Below are 18,562 nucleotides of genomic sequence, written 5' to 3'. Positions count from 1 at the left end.
AGTTCCGGGCGGGCCGGCGGTCTCTGTTCCCGTACACCTGATCCGAAGTGCCGAGGAGTGAGCGTCATGCGCGTGGTCATCAGCGAGTTCATCAGCCTGGACGGCGTCGTGCAGGCGCCGGGCGGTGCCGAGGAGGACCGCGACGGCGGCTTCGCGCACGGCGGCTGGTCCCACCCGTTCTTCGACGCGGACGTGGTCGGCGCCTCCTTCGGCGAAGCGGTGGACGGGGCCGGAGCCCTGCTGTTCGGCCGCCGCACCTGGCAGACGATGGCCGCGGCATGGCCCGAGCGGGCCGGCGACCCCTTCGCCGACCGGATGAACACCCTCCAGAAGTACGTCGTGACCGACACCCTCGGCGACGGCGACCTGACGTGGACCAACACCGAACGCGTCCCCGGCGAGAAGGCCACCGCCCGCATCCAGGAGCTGCGGGAGCGGGGCGAGGGCGACCTGCTGGTGATGGGCAGCCCCACGCTCGTACGCGGACTGCTGAGCGAGGGCCTGGTCGACGAACTCCGGCTCGTGATCATGCCGGTGCTGCTGGGCGGCGGAAAGTCGATCTTCCCGGCGGACGGCGGCCTGCGCACCCTCGAACTGGTCTCGTCCGCCACCAGCCCCGCGGGCGTCCAGGTCTGCACGTACCGGCCGGCGGCGAAGGGGTAGGGGCCGGGCTCAGGCGCCCCCGCCGGGCATCGCTTCCGCACACAACCAGCGGTTGTGTGCGGCCCTTCCGGTTGTTTGCTCGCACCGCCCCTCGGCCGCTTTGATGCCTGGTGGTCGGCGTGGAGCTGTCCGGACCGGCGGGAGGCATGTGGGGCATGGCGGGCAGACGGAAGCTGGGGCGTCGGTTCGGATGGCTGTGGGCGGCGTACGCGGTCAGCTCGTACGGCACCGGGCTCGGGTTCGGCGCGATGCCGCTGATCGCGGTGCTCGTGCTGCACAGCGGGCCGGCCCAGGTGGCGGCGCTGGCCGCCGCGGGGCGGGCGGTGGGGGCGCTGGTCGCGGTGGTGCTCGGCCCCTGGGTGGAGTTCCGGCACAAGCGGCCGGTGATGATCGCGATGGACCTGATCCGGTTCGCGGCGCTGATGAGCATTCCCGCCGCGTTCGCGCTCGGTCTGCTCGGCTTCGTACAGCTCCTGCTCGTCTCGGTCCTCGTCGCGGCGGCCGACATCGCCTTCAAGGCGGCGAGCGGTGCCTATCTGAAGACGCTCGTACCGTCGGAGGACCTGCTCGTCGCGAACAGCCGCTTCGAATCCACGACATGGACCTCGACCATGATCGGGCCGCCGCTCGGCGGGGCCGCGATCGGGCTGTTCGGCCCGGTGACGACCGCGGTCGCCGACGCGGTCAGCTACCTGCTCTCGGCGCTCGGCATCCGCGCCATCGGCGGAACGGAACCGGGCCCCGCCCGAACGGGGGCGCCCCGGCTGCGGGCCGGTGATCTGCTCGACGGCTGGCGCTACATCCTCGCCCACCCCACGCTGCGCCCGCTGCTCCTCAACTCGATCGTGGTCAACGGCCTGATCATGGCCTCCGCGCCGATCCTGGCCGTGCTCCTGCTCGGCCCCCTCGGCTTCGCCCCCTGGCAGTACGGTCTCGTGTTCGCGGCCCCCTGCGTCGGCGGCCTCGTCGGCTCACGGCTCGCGCACCCGCTGGCGGCGTGGTTCGGCCACCACCGGACGATGACCGCCTCCGGGGCGCTGCGCGCCTGCTGGCCCGTCGGACTCGCGTTCGTCGGGCCCGGTCTCCCCGGAATGGCGCTCATCATTTTCGTCCAGCTCGGACTGGTGACCTGCTGCGCCGTGTTCAACCCGCTGCTGGCCACCTACCGGCTCGACCACACAGAGCCCGGCCGGGTGGCGCGCACCCTGTCCGCCTGGTCGATCAGCAGCAGCGCCGCGATCGCGGCCATGACCGCGGTGTGGGGGCTGCTGGCCGCCGTCACCAGCCCGCGCGCCGCGATCGCCGTCGCCGGGGTCGTCCTGCTGGCCACTCCGCTGCTGCTGCCCCGCCGCGAGGGCGCCCCCGGACCGGCACCCGCCGGCGCCGGGGAAGCCGTCGACCGGGCCTGAGGACGGCCGGGTCCGGGAGCGGCCGCTCAGGCGGGCTCGTCGCTGTGCGCGAAGAAGCTGATCACCTCCTCGATCGTGGGGTTGGCCGGGGCCTGCGCCTCCGCTTCGCCGACCTCGGCACTGCGCGGGAACATCACCCGCTCGTACGCCCCGAGCGCGGCCTCGACGTCGTCGGGGTGCGCGGCGAGGGCCGCTCCGAGCTCGGCGCCGTCCAGCATGGCCAGGTTGGCGCCCTCGCCGTTCGGGGGGATGAGGTGGGCGGCGTCACCGACCAGGGTCACTCCCGGCACCCGCTCCCACCGGTGCCCGACCGGCAGCGTGTGGTGGGGGCGCACGACCGGCGGGGTGTCGCTGTCGGTGATCAGGGCGGTCAGCTCCGGGGCCCAGCCGTCGAACTCCTGCGCGATCCGCCGGGTGGCCGCGGCGGTGTCGGTGAAGTCGATCGCGGCGAACCAGGACTGCGGCTCGGTCAGCATCGCGTACGTGTGGAGCGTCGCACCGCTCTCCCGGTGGGCGGCGAGCTGGATCCTGCCCGGCTCTGTCGCGAACATCGAGCCGCCACCGACCGCCTTCGCGGCAGCGGCGTGCCGCTCGTCGGCGTCGAACAGGTAGGTCTCGACGAACGACATGCCCGTGTACACGGGTACCTCGTCGGAGAGCAGCGGCCGGACCCGGGACCAGGCCCCGTCCGCACCGACCAGCAGACCCGTGGCCACGGTGGAGCCGTCCGCGAAGGTCACCTCGTGGCGGCCCTCGTCGAGGCTCCGGACACCGCTCACCTTGTGCCCCCACCGGACGGTGCCGTCCGGGAGCGCGTCGAGCAGCAGTTGCCGCAGCTCGCCGCGCTGCACCTCGGGTCGGCCGCCGGTGCCGTCGTCGGGCTGGTCGAGCAGGACGTTCCCCTCCCGGTCGAGCGCCCGCATCGCCTGGCGGCCCTCCAGGACGATGCAGCGGAACTCGTCCATCAGGCCGCACGCCCGCACCGCCAACTGGCCGTTGTAGTCGTGGATGTCGAGCATTCCGCCCTGCGTAAGAGCCGTCGGTGAGGCCTCCGCCTCGTAGACGGTGGACGGGATGCCGTGGACGTGCAGGACGCGGGCGAGCGTGAGGCCGCCGAGTCCGGCGCCGATGATCGTGACATGAGTGGTCATGCCGACTCCTTGCCGGTCGCAGGCCTGCCGGACGGACTCCAACAGGCTCTCCGGCAAGCGTCCGGGCCTCCGGCGACAGGCTGCCGACACCTCACCGACACCGTGCGGGGCGCGCCGACAGGCGACCGACACGGCGGCGCGGCCCGCACGGCGTCGGAGTGAAGGTTGCCCGGAGCGGGGTTTGCCGCTTCGGCAAGGATCTTTGCCGTGTGGCGTGGAAGCGCGCACCATCGTCCGCAGATGGAGGTGTTTCGCATGAGCGACATGACGACGCAGACGTACGACGTGGTGGTGATCGGCGGCGGTGCCGCCGGGCTGAGCGGGGCCCTGGCGCTGTCCAGGGCCCGGCGTTCGGTGCTGGTGATCGACGCGGGCAGCCCGCGCAACGCACCCGCGTCCCACGCGCACAACTACCTGGGGCGCGAGGGCCTGCCGCCCGCCGAGCTGCTGGCCATCGGCCGCGACGAGGCCGCCGGGTACGGGGCCGAGATCGTCGAGGGCGCGGCCGTGGCGGCGGAGAGACTGCCCGGCGGGGCCGGGTTCCGGGTCGTACGGGACGACGGGAGCGCCGTCACCGCGCGCCGCCTCCTCGTCACCACCGGCCTAGTCGACGAACTGCCACCGGTCCCCGGCCTGGCCGAGCGGTGGGGCCAGGACGTGCTGCACTGCCCGTACTGCCACGGCTGGGAGGTGCGGGACGCGCCGGTCGGCATCCTGGCGACGAGCCCGATGGCCGTGCACCAGGCGCTGCTCTGGCGGCAGTGGAGCGACGACGTCACCCTCTTCCTGCACCACGCCCCCGAGCCCACGGACGAGGAGTACGAGCAGCTCGCCGCGCGGGGCATCGCCGTGGTGGACGGGGAGGTGACCGGCATCGAGGCGAGCGGTGACCGGCTCACCGGGATGCGGCTGGCCGGCGGCCGGGTCGTGGAGCGCGAGGCCGTGGTGGTCCAGCCGCGCTTCACCGCGAGGTCCGGGGTGCTGGACGGCCTCGGGCTGCGGGCCGCCGCGCTGGAGGCCGGCGGTCACACCGTCGGCACGTACATCGTGTCCGATCCGGCCGGTGCGACCGAGGTGCCCGGGGTCTGGGTCGCCGGTAACGTCACCAACCTGATGGAGCAGGTCATCGGCGCCGCCGCGGCCGGGCTGAAGGCGGCCTCCGCCATCAACGCGGACCTGGTGGACGCCGACACCCGCCGCGCGGTCGAGGCCCGCCGCGCACCCTTCTCGGCGGAGGCCGAGCGCCAGGTCTGCGAGAAGACGCTCGGAGACCGCCGTCACGGACTGCAGGAGACACGATGACCACCGACAGCACGCCGACCCCGACCGACGCGGAACTCTGGGACGAGCGCTACCGCGAGAGCAACCGGATCTGGAGCGGGAACCCCAACACCGCGCTGGTCCGCGAGGTGGAGGGGCTGACACCGGGGCGCGCCCTCGACCTCGGGTGCGGGGAAGGGGCCGACGCGGTCTGGCTCGCACGGTGGGGCTGGCAGGTCACCGCCACGGACATCTCGCGCGTCGCGCTCGACCGGGCCGCGGAACACGCCGCGGAGGCGGGGGTCCAGGAGCGGGTCGACTGGCAGTTCCACGACCTCGGGGTCTTGTTCCCCGAGGGGGAGTACGACCTGGTCACCGCCTCGTTCCTGCACTCGATGGGCGACCTGCCGCGGGAGGCGATCCTGCGGCGGGCCGCCGCCGCCGTCGCGCCCGGCGGGGTGCTCCTGATCATCGGGCACGCGGGCTTCCCGGCATGGGAGCACAACCACGCCGACATGGAACTCCCCACCACCGACGAGGTGCTGGCATCCCTCGAACTCCCGGCGGGGGAGTGGGACGTGCTGGTCAGCGAGGAGCACGAGCGGGTGCAGAACGACCCGGACGGGAACCCCACCACCCGTACCGACAACGCCCTGAAGGTCCGCCGCCACGCGTCCGGCATACAGGACGGGGACTGACCTATACGGGTTCTAGAGTCGTTCCTGACGGCGGAACAGGAACGACCGAAGGCGGAGACCATGAACGTCAACGAGCCGGACACGCGCGAGGCGGCCGAGGTTTCTCTCACCGGCGAGCGCGCCGATCTGCAGGAGGCCCTGGCTCAGCAGCGGCACTTCCTGCGCTTCACCACCCGCGACCTCACCGACGAGCAGGCCGGGCTGCGGCCCACGGCGGGCGAGCTGTGTCTGGGCGGTCTGATCAAGCATGTCACCGGGGTCGAACGGGGCTGGGCCGCCTTCATGGTGGAGGGGGCCTCGGCGATGCCGGACTTCACCGCCATGACCGAGCAGGACTTGGCCGACCGGGCGGACGACTTCCGGATGCTGCCGGGCGAGACGCTGGAAGGCGTGCTGGCCGCGTACGAGGAGGAGGCGGGCCGGACCGACGAACTGGTCGCCACCCTGCCCGACCTGGGCGTCACCCACGCGCTCCCGAAGGCTCCCTGGTACGAGGGGGACGCGCGGTGGTCGGTCCGCCGGGTGCTGATGCACGTCATCGCGGAGACCGCTCAGCACGCCGGGCACGCCGACATCATCCGCGAGTCGCTGGACGGCGCGAAGAGCATGGGCTGACCGGGCGGTCGGGTGAGGCCGGAGCGGTGGCCGTTACCACCGCTCCGGCCCGGCCGTTGAGGCGATCATGAACACTCGACGCCTGACCAGCGCACTCGGCACCCTCGCCGCGACCGCCCTGCTCGCACTCTCGGTGCCCGCCACCACCGCCCACGCCGCCGAGTGCGGGGTCCGCTCCGACGGCCGGCTGTACTGCGGCAACGCCGTGGGTGCGAAGGGATACGCGGACCGCTCCTACCGTTCGGCGACCCGTGGCACGCTCACCACCGGGTTCAACTGGTTCGCCTGCTGGGGCCACGGCGACCCGCACCAGGGCCAGAACGACATCTGGTACTGGACCCAGCTCGACAACGGCCAGTGGGGCAACGTCCCCGCCGTCTCCGTCAAGACCGGCGTGGACCCGGCCCCCGGCCTCCGCGAGTGCTGAACCGGCTGCCGTAGCAGGACCGGTTCGCGGCCCGGACCCGCCCCTTCAGCCGACAGCACCTGAATCCTGGTGCGTGGCCGGGTCCGGTCGCGAACTGCTCGCGGAGACCGCGGCGTCGACGAACGAGGCGACGAGCGGCCGCTCGTCGAGCCGTGACCACGCCACGACCATCCGGCTGGGCGGCGCATCGGCCACCGGCTTGTACACCAGCCCCGGGTGGGCGGGTTCGACGGACGAGCGCGGCAGGACCGCGATCGTCCGGCCGAGCATGATCAGCTGAGTCATCTGTGCCACGTCCGCGATCTCCGGGCCGCTGCCGCCGATGACGCCGTCGCCGCTCTCGGGCACCCCCTTCCAGCGCGGCAGCGTCTCGCCCGCCAGGTCGGCCATCCGCAGCTCCTCGCGACCGGCCAGCCGGTGCCCGCGCGGCAGGATCGCGACGCGCCCCTCGACGAACAGGGTCCTGTGGTCCAGCCCCGTCAGGTCGTCGAACGGCGTGTACAGCAGCGCCAGATCGGCCCGGCCGTCGCGCACGTGGTCGGCCCGGTCGGTGGCGCCGCCGAACAGGACGTCCACCCTGCCGGCGCCCGGTCCCCGGGCGTACGCGGCGAGGATCCCCGAGAGCAGGTTCGCGTCGCCGCCCGGCTTGATCACCAGCCGCAGATGGGCCTCGGGCGCACCCGCCCGGCGGGCCCCCTCGGCCGCCGCGCTCACCGCGTTGAGCGCGTGGCGGCCGTGATGCAGCAGCGCCTGGCCGGCCGGCGTCAGCGAGACCCGGCGACTGGAGCGGGTGAGCAGCTGGACACCGAGCCGCGATTCCAGGCGCTGGACCGCCTTCGACAGCGCCGGCTGGGCGATGGACAGGCGCTCGGCGGCCCGGCCGAAATGCAGCTCCTCGGCCACCGCGACGAAGTACTCGATCTCACGCGTCTCCAGGTCAGCCATGCCCACAGGTTATCGTTCGAGGCCGGATCGGTCTTGGACTCCGCACCGGGTACCGGGGTTGGATTGACTCATGATTGACCACACGATGATCGTCTCGTTCAACGAACCCGTCCCGGACGCGGAGCTGGATCAGTTCCTGAAGGACATGGAAAAGCTCATGCGCGACTCCGGGCAGACCACGTCGTTCTCGGCGGAGCACCACATCCGTGTGCCCGCCGACGAGCACAGCCCGGTGTTCGCCGCCACCGCGATCGTGCGGTTCGGCTTCGCGGACCTCGACGCGCTCAACGCCTCGTTCGCCGCCCCCGGGGTTGAGGAACTCATCCGGCGCTGGCAGGCCCGGTACCCGTACCGGGTCGTCTGGGCCAACCACCAGCCGCTCTGACCCGACCACGCCCGCCGTCCGCTCCGCGCGGGGAGCGGACGGCGGGCGCACTGCCGGGGTCAGGCCTGCGGTGCGGCGGCCTTGATCGCGGAGATGTCGAAGTTCAGCTTCACCTTGTCGCTGACCATCACGCCGCCGGTCTCCAGCGCCGCGTTCCAGGTCAGGCCCCAGTCGGAGCGCAGGATCTCGGTGCCGCCCTCGAAGCCGACGCGCTCGTTTCCGTAGACGTCGGTCGCGGAGCCGTTGAACTCCAGGTCGATGGCGAGCGGGCGGGTGACGTCCTTGATGGTGAGGTCGCCGGTGACGCGGTACTTGTCGCCGCCGAGCTGCTCGGCGGAGGTGGAGCGGAACGTCATGAGGGGGAACTTCTCGGCGTCGAAGAAGTCGCCGCTGACCAGGTGGCCGTCGCGGTCCGCGATGCCGGTGTCCACGCTGGCGATCCTGACGTCGATCGAGGCGGCGGAGCCGGCCGGGTTGCTGCCGTCCAGCCTCAGGGTGCCTTCGTGCTCACCGAAGGAGCCGCGCACATTGGTGACCATCGCGTGGCGCACGGTGAAGCCGATGCTGCTGTGGGCCGGGTCGATCGTGTAGTCGCCGGTGAGGGCGGCCAGGGCCGGGTCGACGGCGGTCGCGGTCGTGGCGGTCGCGGTGTCGTTGGACTTGCGGTTGAACAGAGCCATGGCTCCTCCTCGGGACGTGATCGAGCGGGGCTCGACGTGTTTGTTTAACCTTCAACGAGATCGACTGTAACCCCATCTAGTTCAAAGTTCAACATCAAGGATCCAGGCCTGTTCGCACGGCGCCACGCATTCACGCGACCGTCACCCCACGCCCTCTGGCGGACGCGCGTAGAACTCGGGCACTATCTCCCTGCCCCGACATTGTCATGCACAGGAGGAGTCTCCATGGTGTCCCGTATGACGCTGCGCCCCGTCCTGACCGTTCTCGCCCTCGTCCTCGGAGTCCTCTTCGCCCCCGGAATCGGCGTCGTCTCCGGTGCGACGGACGCCTTCGCCGTCAGCAAGCTCACCCACAGCCAGGCGACCGCCAGATTCAGCTCGTCCGGTGTCACCTGGTCGTCCTCCGGCGGCTGCTCCAACCGGAACGTCTCCACCTGCACCTCGTTCGACCAGCTCAACCTCCCGAGCGCCCAGGGCGCCCAGACGCTCAAGAGCGCCACGGGCTGCGCGCTCAACATCACCGGCGGCACCGAGACCGGGCACGCCAGTGGCACGTACTCGCACTGGAACGGCTACAAGCTCGACTTCGGCAAGACCACCTGTCTCACCAACTACATCCACGGCGTGTTCAGTTACATCGGTCTGCGCGGTGACGGCGCGCCCCAGTACCAGTCCGGCTCCGGCAACGTCTACGCGGACGAGGGCAATCACTGGGACGTGACGTACCACAACTGCGGCGGCTGCTGACGCCCTGCGGTCCGCCCCCGCGCATGACGGCGCCCCCGCCCAACTCCCGGGCGGGGGCGCCGTCATGCGCGGGGGCGGCGGTGGTCAGCCCACCGCCTCCAGGGCCCGTCGCGCCTGGGCGACGACCTCGGGGTCCGTGACGAAGTGGGTGTCCTGCTCGGCCGAGGCTCCGCCCGCCCCGAGCGGTATCCAGCTGCCGCCGAGCCGGCGCGGGGCGCGGGTCTTGGCGGAGAGGTGGACGGAGGCGACACCGGCCGAGGCCGGCGCCGGGATGTCGGAGAGGCGCACGCCGCCACCGGCCATCACCTGCACGCCGGGTGCGGCGGCGACCATGGCGGTGATCGTCTCCAGCCCGTCGGCCGCGGCGGGAGCGCCGCCCGAGGTGAGGACCCTGGTCAGACCGAGCGAGGGCAGCAGCGCGGCGGTGGCCACCGGGTCTGCGGACTGGTCGACGGCGCGGTGCAGGGTCACCTCCACCGGGCGGCCCGAAGCGCGGGCCGCCTCCGCGAGCCGGGCGACCGCGTCCGTGTCCAGGGCGCCGTCCGCGGTGAGCGCGCCGATGACCACTCCGGCGGCGCCGGAGGCGATGACGGACCGCACCTCTGCGGCCATCAGCGCGATCTCCTCCGCGTCATGGACGAAGTCGCCGGGCCGGCACCTGACCAGTACCTGCACCGGCAGCCCCTCTGCCGCGACCGCCTCGACCAGCGCGGCCGACGGGGTCAGCCCGCCCAGCTCCAGCGCGGTGCAGAGCTGGACCCGGTCCGCACCGTTCTCCCTGGCGGCGCGGGCGCCGGCCGGGGAGGTGACGGCGATCTCCAGGGCGGGACGGGCGGTCACTCGTCGTCCCCGGTCAGCGGCTGGTCGGAGGCGGGGATGACGCGGGCCGACAGGTCCGGGTCCGCCATCTCCCGGTCGAACGGAACATCGGGCGGCAGATGCGGTGGTGGCCCAGGCGCACCAGGTCCTGGTCCACCCCGCCGGGGGTGAGCGCCATCTTCCAGCCGACCGACATGTCGAAGAGTTCGGGCTCCAGGTAGCCGATCTTCACGATCACGACGTCGGCGCCGCGCGGGTCGAGTCCGAGGCCGGTGAAGTCGGCCTCGTGGTGGTACGGCTTGCGGAGCTCCGTGAGGATCGCGTACACGCTGCCCACCCGGATCACGACCTCGGTCCGGGCGTCGCGGTCGCCGTGCCGGACGGAGTGCACCGTGCCGGTCAGGGTGACCGGGCCCGCGTGCCGGTCGTCCACCTCCGCCCCGGCGGTGACCGTGACGGTGGCGCCGACCCCGGCGGCGACGGCCGTCGCGACGGCGGCCGGGCCCGGCACGGAGGCGTAGATGACGACCGGGCCGTCGTCCTTCTGGAACTCCGGGCGGGCCAGCAGCCGGGTCAGCCCCCAGGTCATGTCACCGCAACCGCCGGCGGTCGGGTTGTCCCCGGTGTCGCTGATGAAGTAGGGGCGCTGGTCCGAGCCCAGGGCCTCGTCCAGGATTGCGTCGAAGGTGCCGGTCGGGGCGACGAAGTCGAAGTCGTCGCGGGCCTTCCAGAAGCCCTCGGCCAGCCGCTCCGCGCCGGCGGACACGGCGGCCCGGTCGGTGCCGGTGACCACCACCGCGGCGCGGTTGCGGGGTTCGTCGGCCCAGGCGTAGCCGACCCAGATCGCGGCGTCGGTCACGCCGTCCATGGCCTCGACGTCGTCCACCGCCGCGTACACGCTCCTGGCCGGCTCGATCCGGGTGGAGGTCTGCTCGCCGGCCAGCAGCACCGGTACCGGCACCCAGGCCTTGACCGGACGGGGCGCGCCGGAGACCAGCAGGTCCACCAGGTTGCGGACGGCCCGCTCCTTGGTCTCCATGTGGTCCTCGTGCGGGGCCATCCGGTAGCAGGTGATCAGGTCGCTGCCGTGGACGAGCTCGCGGGAGACGTTGCCGTGCAGGTCCATCGAGGTGGAGATGATGACGTCGGGGCCGACGGTGGCGCGGATGCGGTCCAGCAGGACCACCTCGGCGTCGTCGATGCCCTCCACGGTCATCGCGCCGTGGATGTCGTACCAGAGGCCGTCCGGGCGGGGCAGCGCGGCGAGCCGTTCGATCAGCTCGTCGGTCAGCTCGGCCCAGGCGGCGGCGGTGACGGTGCCGCCCGGCAGCGACTTGCCGACCAGGGCGCCGTGCCAGTCGGCCGCCTCGCGCAGTTCCTCACCGGCGGCCAGGAAGGGGTAGCGGTCCAGCACCTCGGCGCCGCGCGAGGGGTGGAAGGCGGTGGCCCCGGTCCGGGCGGGGGAGAAGGTGGAGGACTCGATGCCGAGCCCTGCGATGGCGATGACCGGGCGGGATGCGGCGGTGCGGGATTGCGACATGGCTCCTCGTAGGGGGTCGGGTGTCAGACGTGACGGGGGGCGAGAGTGCCGAACCGTTCGGCTCCGCCCACCTCGTGCAGGGCTTGGGCCAGGGCGCGTTGCAGGGCGAACTGCCCGGCGCCGACCAGTCCGGCGTCGGCTCCGAGCCTGGTCCGCTCGATGGTGAGGTGCTCGGTGACGAGCGGGTGGCAGCTCTCGTAGAGCCGGCTGCGCACCGCGGCGACGAACTGTTCCAGGGTGGAGAGGATGCCGCCGAGGTGGACGGCGTCCGGGTCGAAGAAGTTGACGTTGGCGGCCAGCACCTGGCCCAGGTAGTCGCCGGCCCTGCGGACCGTGCGGGTGGCCAGCGGATCGCAGTCCAGGGCCAGCCGGGCCACGTCCTCCGTGCTGTTCACGTCCGCCCCGCGCTCGCGCAGGATGCGGACCAGAGCGGCACCGGACGCCACGGTCTCCAGGCAGCCGGTGTTGCCGCAGGAACAGGGGATGCCGGCACCCGCGTCGATCCTGATGTGGGTGATGTCCCCGGCGGCGCCGGTCGCGCCGCGGTAGAGGCGCCCCTCGGCCATCACGCCCGCTCCGATCGCGGATCCGATCTTCACCATGATCGTCGGAGCGGGCCCGTCGAGCCGGACGGTGTGTTCGCCGACCGCCATGCAGTTGGCGTCGTTGTCCACGGCCGTCGGGACCCCGAAGCGCTCCTCCAGCCAGGCGGCGACCGGGAAGCGGTTCCAGCCGGGCATCCGGGAGGGCCGTACGACGGAGCCCGAGGCGATGTCCACGGGTCCGGGCAGCGAGAGCCCGACCCCGCGCAGGCGGCCGGGGCCGCGCTGTTGCGCCAGCGCTTCCAGTGCCTCGGCCAGCCTGGGCAGGGCCGCCTCCGGACCGTCGGCGATCAGGAAGGGGACCGTGGAGACGTCGGTCAGGCCGCCGCCCGGAAGCACCACGCCGATCCTGGCGTGCCGGCCGCCGAGGTCGGCGGCGACGGCGAACTCGTCACGGCTCCCGATCCTCAGCACCTTGCGGGGGCGTCCACCGGTGGAGGACTGGGTGCCCTCCTCCGCGACCAGACCGCGGTCCACCAGGTGCCCCACGGCGAGGGAGACGGTGGAGGCGGCGGCCCCGAGGCGTCTCGCGAGTTCGGTACGTGACGTCGCCTCGCCCGATGCGATCAGTTCCAGAACACGCACGGCGAGGGAGGGGGTCCCTTTCGTGGCCTTGCGGTCCCACGTACTTATTCCAGACAGGTGCAAAGTTACTTCCGCAACGGGGTATGTGGCGAAGACGATACGCCCGCACTTCGTACAGGGAACCATCCCCTTGAAGGAAGTGCGCCACCCGTAAAATCCCTTATATCGCCCCAAGTTGTCGGGCTAAATGGGGCAAGAGGGCTTTCGTCGAAAGTGCAGTAACTTACTTGTTATTAATTCTTGTTTGTTTCTTCGGCAATGGCGGCGTTAGCTGTCGTGAACGCGGCGTCGACCCACCTGAGCGGCTGCGGGCCCTTTCATTCCGAGGAGAGTCATGATCCTTACCCGCACAGCGAACAGCCGCCGCTGGGCCCTCGCCACCACGGCGGCCGTTCTGCTGTCCGGCTGTTCCGGCGGGGGCACGACCTCGTCCGGCGCCGGCTCGAAGGACAGCATCAACTACGCGCTGCCGGCGAACTTCACGCCGAACTGGATCCTCCCGGTCGGCACCGCCTCCCACCTGAACACCAACAACGCCTCGATATCCCAGTCCCTCTGGGAGCCGCTGATCGCGTACGACGGCTCCACCGGAAAGGTCGGCTGGAACAAGAACAACTCGCTGGCCACCGGCGCCGACTTCGCGAAGGACAGCAAGAGCGTCAAGATCACCCTCGGCGACCGGCACTGGAGCGACGGCGGGAAGATCACCTCGCGCGACGTGCAGTTCTGGTTCAACCTGGTCAAGGCCAACAAGGGCGACTGGGCCAGCTACAGGCCGGGGCAAGGCGCCGGACAACTGGACCTCGCTGAAGATCGTGGACGACACGCACTTCACGATCACGTTCGACAAGGCGTACAACACGCAGTGGATGCTCGCCAACGAGCTGAGCATGATCCGCCCGATGCCGCAGCACGTCTGGGACAAGACCAGCGACGCCGGCAAGGTGTCGGACCTCGACCTCACCCCCGCGGGCGCCAAGAAGGTCTGGGCGTACCTCAACACCGCCGCCAAGAAGATCTCCGGTTACGCCACCGACCTGCTCTGAAAGACGGTCAGCGGCCCGTACACCATCAAGTCGTTCTCGACGGCCGGCAAGGTGCAGCTCCTCGCCAACGCCAAGTACGACGGCGGCGGCGAGGCCAACACCAAGACGGTGAACCTGCTCCCGTTCACCACCGCGGACGCCGAGGAGAACGCGCTCCGGGCCGGCACGGTCGACTACGGCTACATCAACGCCACCGACCTCAGCCAGGAAGCGTCCTTCACCGCCAAGGGCTACACCCTCAAGCCGTGGGCCGGCTGGGCGATCACGTACATGCCCTACAACTTCAACAACCCCACCATGGGCCCGGTCTTCAAGCAGCTCCACGCCCGCCAGGCGATCCAGATGTCGGTGGACCAGGCGACCCTCTCCGAGGTGATCTTCAACGGCACCGCCGTCTCCACCTACGGCCCCGTTCCGCAGGGCCAGACCTCCGCCTTCGTCTCCTCGAAGCAGAAGAACAACCCGTACCCCTTCTCCACCGCCAAGGCGAAGAAGCTGCTCACCGACCACGGCTGGACCCAGCAGGGCGCCACCATGGTCTGCACCCACCCGGGCAGCGGCGACGACCAGTGCGGCGCCGGGGTCGACAAGGGCACGAAGTTCCAGATGCAGGTGCTGTCGCAGTCCGGCTCGACCGTGACCGACAACCTGATGAGCGCCCTCCAGTCGTCCTTCGCCAAGTCCGGCATCGGCTTCTCCATCAAGACCGCCCCGGTCAACTCCGTTCTCGCACAGGCCGGCCAGTGCAAGGCAGGCGATTCCGGCTGCAAGTGGCAGCTCTCGTTCTTCGGCAGCGCGGGCAGCTGGTACTTCCCGGCCTACCCGAGCGGTGACTCCCTCTTCGCCACCGGCGGCGCCTCCAACTTCGGCAGCTACACCAACCCCGCCGTGGACAAGCTGATCGGCGAGACCACCACCGACTCCTCGCCCGCCGCCATGCAGAAGTACAGCGCCACCCTGGCCGAGGACCTTCCGGTGGTCTGGCTGCCGGAACCCGACTACCAGGTCTCCGTGGTCAAGAGCGGCCTCGGCGGCTTCGCCCAGGACTCGCTGGCCAACTTCCACCCCGCCATGTGGAAGTGGACCAACAAGTAAGCCCGGTTGGCGACCACGCGCATCACTGAGCCGAAGCGGCCGGAATACACATGAGTACTTCTTCTTACCTGATCAGGCGGGTCCTCCAGGCCGTCGTGGTGATCGTCATCGTGACGATCGTGGTCTTCGGTCTGCTGCACGCCCTGCCCGGGGGTCCCGCACGCGGGATCCTCGGCCCGCAGGCCACTCCGCAGCAGATCACGTCCTTCAACCACGAACAGGGCCTCGACAAGCCGCTGCCCGTGCAGTACTTCTACTACCTGAACCAGCTGCTGCACGGCGACTTCGGGACCTCGTACACCCTCAGCGAGCCGGTCTCCCAGCTCATCACGGAGCGGCTAGGCAGGCCGGGCTTGAGCGCCGTCATCCAGCCGGGCCAGGTGCCCGCCACGGCCACCGCCCCCGCGGCGTCGGGCTCCCGCCTCGCGCTGCGCCGCTTCCGCCGCAACCGGCTCGCCGTGGTCGGACCCGCGTGGTGGCCTTCTTCTTCCTGTTCTGCTTCGTCGGTCCGCTGGTGTACTCCACCGACCAGACCCACACGATGCTCCAGCAGGTCAACCTCGCACCCAGCGGCTCGCACCGGCTGGGCACCGACGCCGTCGGCCACGACGTACTGGGCCGGCTCATGTACGGCGGCAAGGTGTCGCTGATCGTCGGTCTCGCGGCGGGCGTGCTGGCCCCCGTCATCGGCACCCTGTGGGGCGCCGTCGCCGGTTACGCGGGCGGCTGGGTCGACGCGGTCATGATGCGGGTCGTGGACGCGGGGATCGCCATCCCGGCGCTCTTCATCCTGCTGGTGGTCTCGGCGATCACCACCCCGGACCTGACCGGAATGATCGTCATCCTGGGCTTCGTCTCCTGGCTGGTGCCGTCGCGCCTGATCAGGGCGGAGACGCTGAGTCTGAAGAACCGCGACTACGTGCTGACGCTCCGCGCGAGCGGCGGGACGCACGGCCGGGCCATCCTCCGGCACATCCTGCCGAACTCGGTCTCGACCATCATCGTCGCGGCCACCTTCCAGATCGCGGACGCCATCCTGCTCATCGCCTACGTCTCGTACCTGGGCCTGGGCGTCCAGCCCCCGGCCACCGACTGGGGCGGCATGCTGTCGGCCGGTGTCACCGCCGCGTACTCCGGCTACTGGTGGCTCATCATTCCGCCGGGCCTGGCCATCATCCTGGTGGTCTGGGCGTTCAACGCGATCGGGGACGGGCTCCGCGACGCATTCGACGTGAGGGGACGCGGATGACCGTCACCAAGGGTCCCGCCGCACCGCCGGCCGGACCGATTCTCGAACTCGACGACCTCGGCGTCGTCTTCACCACGGAGACGGGTGAGGTGCCGGCCGTGCGGGGGGTCTCCCTGCACGTCGGACCCGGCGAGACGCTCGCCCTGGTCGGGGAGTCGGGCTCCGGCAAGTCCACCATCGCGCTGGCCGCGATGGGCCTGCTCACCGGCAACGCCCGTGCCACCGGCAGCGCCCTCATCGCGGGCACCCAGGTGGTCGGCGCCCGGGAGAACGAACTCGCCTCGCTGCGCGGCCGGACCGCCTCCATGGTCTTCCAGGAGCCGGCCACCGCGCTCGACCCGCTGACCCGGGTCGGCAGGCAGATCTCCGAGGTCATCCGCAACCACCGCGAGATCTCCGCCAAGGACGCCGCCGCCGAGGCCGTCGGGCTGCTGCGCAAGGTCGGCATCCCGGAACCGGAGAAGCGGGCCACCGCCTACCCCTTCCAGCTCTCCGGCGGACAGCGCCAGCGCGTCGTCATCGCGATGGCCATCGCCAACAACCCGGCCCTGCTCATCGCGGACGAGCCGACCACCGCGCTGGACGTCACGGTGCAGGCCGAGATCCTCGACCTGCTGCGCCGGCTCGCCGCGGAGACCGGTACCGGCGTCCTGCTGGTCACCCACAACATGGGCGTCGTCGCGGACTTCGCGGACCGGGTCGCCGTGATGTACCGGGGCGAGATCGTGGAGACCGGACCGGTCGAGGACGTGCTCCTGCGGCCGTCCCACGAGTACACCCGCCGCCTGCTGGCCGCTGTGCCCCGGCTGTCCGTGGCCGAGGCGGGCCAGTCGGCCCCGGCCGCCTCCACCGCGGACCCGGGCGCCGAGCCGGTGGCCGAACTCCGCGATGTCTGCGTGGACTTCGGCCGGGGCAAGAACGCCCTGCGGGCCCTGGACGGTGTCTCCTTCGCCGTGCACCCGGGCCAGACCCTGGGGCCGGTGGGTGAGTCGGGTTCCGGCAAGTCCACCGCCTCCCGGGTCGCGCTCGGTCTGATCGCGCCGAGTTCCGGCACGGTCTCCCTGTTCGGCACGGACCTGGGGCGCGTCCGGTCCCGGGCCCGCCGCGCCCTGCGGGCCGGCATCGGCGTGGTCCTCCAGGACCCGGTCGCCTCGCTGGACGCCCGGATGACGGTCGGGGAATGCGTCGCGGAGCCGCTCAGGGTCCACCACCGGGGCATCTCCGCCAAGGACCGCCGGAGCAAGGTGGCCGCCATCCTCGACCGCGTCCGGCTGCCGCGCGAGGTCGCGGACCGGGCCCCGAGGGAGCTGTCCGGCGGTCAGCGCCAGCGGGTGAGCCTGGCCCGTGCGCTGGTCCTGGAGCCCCGGCTGCTGGTCGCCGACGAACCCACCAGCGCGCTCGACGTGAGCGTCCAGCAGGCCGTACTGGAAGTGATCTCCGAACTCCAGGACGAGCTGGGCAGCGCCTGCCTCTTCGTCTCCCACGACCTGGCCGTCGTCCAGCACTTCGCGCAGCGCGTCGTGGTGCTGCGGGGCGGCCGGATCCAGGAGCAGGGCCCCACCGGGGCGACGCTCCTGCACCCGGAGACCGACTACACGCGCGGCCTGCTGGCCGCCGTACCGGTGCCGGACCCGGTGATCCAGCGCGGCCGCAGCCGAGCGCCTGGCCGCCCTCTCGGCCGGCCGGACGGAGGAGCGGGCATGAACCCGTACGACCGCAGGCTCTTCGCCGGCGTGGACATCGGCGGCACCACCACACAGGTGGTCCTGTGCGACGACGACCTGACCGTCCTGGACCGGGCCGAGACCGCCACCCCGGCGGCCCACGGCGGCCCGGCCATGATCGGCGCGGCCCTGGACGTGCTGCCCCCGCTGCTGGAGCGCACCCACGGGAGGCTCACCGGCTGCGGGGTCGGTGCCGCCGGCGTCGTGGACTCCGGCACCGGTCACATCCTGGTGGCCAGCGACTCCTTCACCGGCTGGGCCGGTTTCGGGGTGACGGACGCCGTCCAGGACGCACTGGGGGTCCCGGCCTTCCTGGACAACGACGTCAACGCCTTCCTGTACGGGGAGACGTCGGGCGGCGCGGTCCGGGACGAGCCGGACGTCCTCGGCATCACCCTCGGTACCGGCGTGGGCGGCGCGCTGTGGAGCGGTGGCAGGCTGTTCACCGGCCCGCACGGCGCGGCCGGCGAGATCGGGCACATCCCCGGCTTCGGGGACCTGCTCTGCTCGTGCGGCGGACGGGGACATCTGGAGACCCTGGCCGCCGGCCGCTCCATCGGCGCCCGCTACGCGGAGCGCACCGGCCGTCGGCTGACCGCCCGCGAGGTCGCGGGGGCGGCGGAGCGCGGTGACGGGGACGCCCTCGCGGTGTACCGGGCCGCCGGTGCCGGCATCGCGCGGGCCATCGTGATGACCGCGGGCGTCGTCGACATCACGACGGTGGTCGTGGGCGGCGGGGTCAGCCACGCCTGGCCGCTGCTGGGCCCGGTCATCGGCGCGTCGCTGGCCGCGGAACCGCCGGTGAGCGGTCACCCCGTCCGGCTGGTCCGGTCCGGCCTGGGCGCCGACGCCGTACCGGTCGGCGCCGCGGCACGGGCCCGGCGGGAACTCGCGGTGGGCTCCCCGGTCTGAGCCCCCCGGC

Annotated in this window: 14 protein-coding genes and 5 pseudogenes; 13 read left to right on the top strand and 6 right to left on the bottom strand. The window is 71.8% G+C overall.

Going from position 1 to position 18,562, the window contains the following annotated elements:
* Nucleotides 1–66 precede the first annotated feature (66 nt).
* A complete protein-coding gene (locus RLT59_RS09735) occupies nucleotides 67–663 on the top strand; it encodes a dihydrofolate reductase family protein (protein WP_311303024.1) in 597 nt (198 codons plus the stop codon).
* 155 nt (nucleotides 664–818) lie between these two features.
* Entirely contained in the window at nucleotides 819–2,072 is a 1,254-nt protein-coding gene (locus RLT59_RS09730; RefSeq protein WP_311303023.1) for an MFS transporter, read from the top strand.
* A 26-nt stretch (nucleotides 2,073–2,098) separates the two neighbouring features.
* Here the strand turns inward: RLT59_RS09730 and RLT59_RS09725 are convergent, their stop codons facing one another.
* Complete coding sequence (locus tag RLT59_RS09725) at nucleotides 2,099–3,223, bottom strand: FAD-dependent oxidoreductase (RefSeq protein ID WP_311303022.1); 1,125 nt, start codon at nucleotides 3,221–3,223, stop codon at nucleotides 2,099–2,101.
* Between the two features lie 264 nt (nucleotides 3,224–3,487).
* Here RLT59_RS09725 and RLT59_RS09720 point away from each other — a divergent pair, with 264 nt between their 5' ends.
* The 4 genes from RLT59_RS09720 (at nucleotide 3,488) to RLT59_RS09705 (ending at nucleotide 6,223) form a co-directional block, all read left to right on the top strand.
* Complete coding sequence (locus tag RLT59_RS09720) at nucleotides 3,488–4,525, top strand: NAD(P)/FAD-dependent oxidoreductase (protein WP_311307667.1); 1,038 nt, start codon at nucleotides 3,488–3,490, stop codon at nucleotides 4,523–4,525.
* A complete protein-coding gene (locus tag RLT59_RS09715) occupies nucleotides 4,522–5,181 on the top strand; it encodes an SAM-dependent methyltransferase (protein ID WP_311303021.1) in 660 nt (219 codons plus the stop codon). The genes RLT59_RS09720 and RLT59_RS09715 overlap by 4 nt, the downstream gene beginning before the upstream one ends.
* Before the next feature lie 60 nt (nucleotides 5,182–5,241).
* Complete coding sequence (locus RLT59_RS09710; RefSeq protein ID WP_311303020.1) at nucleotides 5,242–5,796, top strand: DinB family protein; 555 nt, start codon at nucleotides 5,242–5,244, stop codon at nucleotides 5,794–5,796.
* 67 nt (nucleotides 5,797–5,863) lie between these two features.
* Nucleotides 5,864–6,223 carry a hypothetical protein gene (locus RLT59_RS09705; RefSeq protein WP_311303019.1) on the top strand — a complete coding sequence of 120 codons (360 nt, stop codon included), beginning with the start codon at nucleotides 5,864–5,866 and terminating at the stop codon, nucleotides 6,221–6,223.
* A 45-nt stretch (nucleotides 6,224–6,268) separates the two neighbouring features.
* On the opposite strand, the gene RLT59_RS09700 is transcribed toward RLT59_RS09705, so the two are convergent.
* Nucleotides 6,269–7,168 carry a LysR family transcriptional regulator gene (locus RLT59_RS09700; protein ID WP_311303018.1) on the bottom strand — a complete coding sequence of 300 codons (900 nt, stop codon included), beginning with the start codon at nucleotides 7,166–7,168 and terminating at the stop codon, nucleotides 6,269–6,271.
* Nucleotides 7,169–7,238: 70 nt separating this feature from the next.
* Here RLT59_RS09700 and RLT59_RS09695 point away from each other — a divergent pair, with 70 nt between their 5' ends.
* A complete protein-coding gene (locus tag RLT59_RS09695; RefSeq protein ID WP_311303017.1) occupies nucleotides 7,239–7,553 on the top strand; it encodes a hypothetical protein in 315 nt (104 codons plus the stop codon).
* A 59-nt stretch (nucleotides 7,554–7,612) separates the two neighbouring features.
* Here RLT59_RS09695 and RLT59_RS09690 read toward each other — a convergent pair whose 3' ends face one another.
* Nucleotides 7,613–8,233, bottom strand: coding sequence for a YceI family protein (locus RLT59_RS09690; RefSeq protein ID WP_311303016.1), 621 nt, complete (start codon nucleotides 8,231–8,233; stop codon nucleotides 7,613–7,615).
* Between the two features lie 225 nt (nucleotides 8,234–8,458).
* Here RLT59_RS09690 and RLT59_RS09685 point away from each other — a divergent pair, with 225 nt between their 5' ends.
* Nucleotides 8,459–8,980 carry a hypothetical protein gene (locus tag RLT59_RS09685; protein WP_311303015.1) on the top strand — a complete coding sequence of 174 codons (522 nt, stop codon included), beginning with the start codon at nucleotides 8,459–8,461 and terminating at the stop codon, nucleotides 8,978–8,980.
* An 84-nt stretch (nucleotides 8,981–9,064) separates the two neighbouring features.
* Here RLT59_RS09685 and RLT59_RS09680 read toward each other — a convergent pair whose 3' ends face one another.
* The 3 genes and pseudogenes from RLT59_RS09680 to RLT59_RS09670 all read right to left on the bottom strand — a co-directional run bounded on the left by RLT59_RS09680 (nucleotide 9,065) and on the right by RLT59_RS09670 (nucleotide 12,583).
* Nucleotides 9,065–9,820: a copper homeostasis protein CutC gene (locus tag RLT59_RS09680; RefSeq protein ID WP_311303014.1), complete on the bottom strand. Its 756-nt coding sequence runs from the start codon at nucleotides 9,818–9,820 to the stop codon at nucleotides 9,065–9,067.
* Nucleotides 9,817–11,339: pseudogene (locus tag RLT59_RS09675) on the bottom strand (M81 family metallopeptidase). The gene RLT59_RS09680 and the pseudogene RLT59_RS09675 overlap by 4 nt, the downstream one beginning before the upstream one ends.
* A 23-nt stretch (nucleotides 11,340–11,362) precedes the next feature.
* Nucleotides 11,363–12,583, bottom strand: a complete 1,221-nt coding sequence (locus tag RLT59_RS09670) for an ROK family transcriptional regulator (RefSeq protein ID WP_399126866.1) — start codon at nucleotides 12,581–12,583, stop codon at nucleotides 11,363–11,365.
* 277 nt (nucleotides 12,584–12,860) lie between these two features.
* Between RLT59_RS09670 and RLT59_RS09665 the strand changes: the two are divergent.
* From RLT59_RS09665 to RLT59_RS09645, 5 genes and pseudogenes are all read left to right on the top strand, one after another.
* Nucleotides 12,861–14,667, top strand: a pseudogene (locus RLT59_RS09665) (peptide ABC transporter substrate-binding protein).
* 50 nt (nucleotides 14,668–14,717) lie between these two features.
* Nucleotides 14,718–15,035: pseudogene (locus RLT59_RS09660) on the top strand (ABC transporter permease); the annotation flags it as partial.
* Nucleotides 15,021–15,916 (top strand): annotated as a pseudogene (locus tag RLT59_RS09655) (ABC transporter permease). The pseudogenes RLT59_RS09660 and RLT59_RS09655, both read left to right, overlap by 15 nt.
* Nucleotides 15,913–17,620: pseudogene (locus RLT59_RS09650) on the top strand (dipeptide ABC transporter ATP-binding protein). Before RLT59_RS09655 ends, RLT59_RS09650 begins: the two co-directional pseudogenes overlap by 4 nt.
* Entirely contained in the window at nucleotides 17,617–18,552 is a 936-nt protein-coding gene (locus RLT59_RS09645; RefSeq protein WP_311303012.1) for an ROK family protein, read from the top strand. The pseudogene RLT59_RS09650 and the gene RLT59_RS09645 overlap by 4 nt, the downstream one beginning before the upstream one ends.
* Nucleotides 18,553–18,562 lie beyond the last annotated feature (10 nt).

It is taken from the genome of Streptomyces sp. ITFR-6, from assembly GCF_031844725.1.
Lineage (GTDB): Bacteria > Actinomycetota > Actinomycetes > Streptomycetales > Streptomycetaceae > Streptomyces.
The sequence above is the reverse complement of the archived record's forward strand: the minus strand, read 5'-3'. Positions and strand labels throughout refer to the sequence as shown.

Excerpts from the sequence above, each read along its gene's own strand:
- RLT59_RS09720 (WP_311307667.1), top strand. The coding sequence starts at position 3,488 with ATGACGACGCAGACGTACGACGTGGTGGTGATCGGCGGCGGTGCCGCC.
- RLT59_RS09710 (WP_311303020.1), top strand. The coding sequence starts at position 5,242 with ATGAACGTCAACGAGCCGGACACGCGCGAGGCGGCCGAGGTTTCTCTC.
- RLT59_RS09645 (WP_311303012.1), top strand. The coding sequence starts at position 17,617 with ATGAACCCGTACGACCGCAGGCTCTTCGCCGGCGTGGACATCGGCGGC.
- RLT59_RS09730 (WP_311303023.1), top strand. The coding sequence starts at position 819 with ATGGCGGGCAGACGGAAGCTGGGGCGTCGGTTCGGATGGCTGTGGGCG.
- RLT59_RS09690 (WP_311303016.1), bottom strand. The coding sequence starts at position 8,233 with ATGGCTCTGTTCAACCGCAAGTCCAACGACACCGCGACCGCCACGACC.
- RLT59_RS09700 (WP_311303018.1), bottom strand. The coding sequence starts at position 7,168 with ATGGCTGACCTGGAGACGCGTGAGATCGAGTACTTCGTCGCGGTGGCC.
- RLT59_RS09695 (WP_311303017.1), top strand. The coding sequence starts at position 7,239 with ATGATTGACCACACGATGATCGTCTCGTTCAACGAACCCGTCCCGGAC.
- RLT59_RS09725 (WP_311303022.1), bottom strand. The coding sequence starts at position 3,223 with ATGACCACTCATGTCACGATCATCGGCGCCGGACTCGGCGGCCTCACG.
- RLT59_RS09735 (WP_311303024.1), top strand. The coding sequence starts at position 67 with ATGCGCGTGGTCATCAGCGAGTTCATCAGCCTGGACGGCGTCGTGCAG.
- RLT59_RS09705 (WP_311303019.1), top strand. The coding sequence starts at position 5,864 with ATGAACACTCGACGCCTGACCAGCGCACTCGGCACCCTCGCCGCGACC.
- RLT59_RS09685 (WP_311303015.1), top strand. The coding sequence starts at position 8,459 with ATGGTGTCCCGTATGACGCTGCGCCCCGTCCTGACCGTTCTCGCCCTC.
- RLT59_RS09715 (WP_311303021.1), top strand. The coding sequence starts at position 4,522 with ATGACCACCGACAGCACGCCGACCCCGACCGACGCGGAACTCTGGGAC.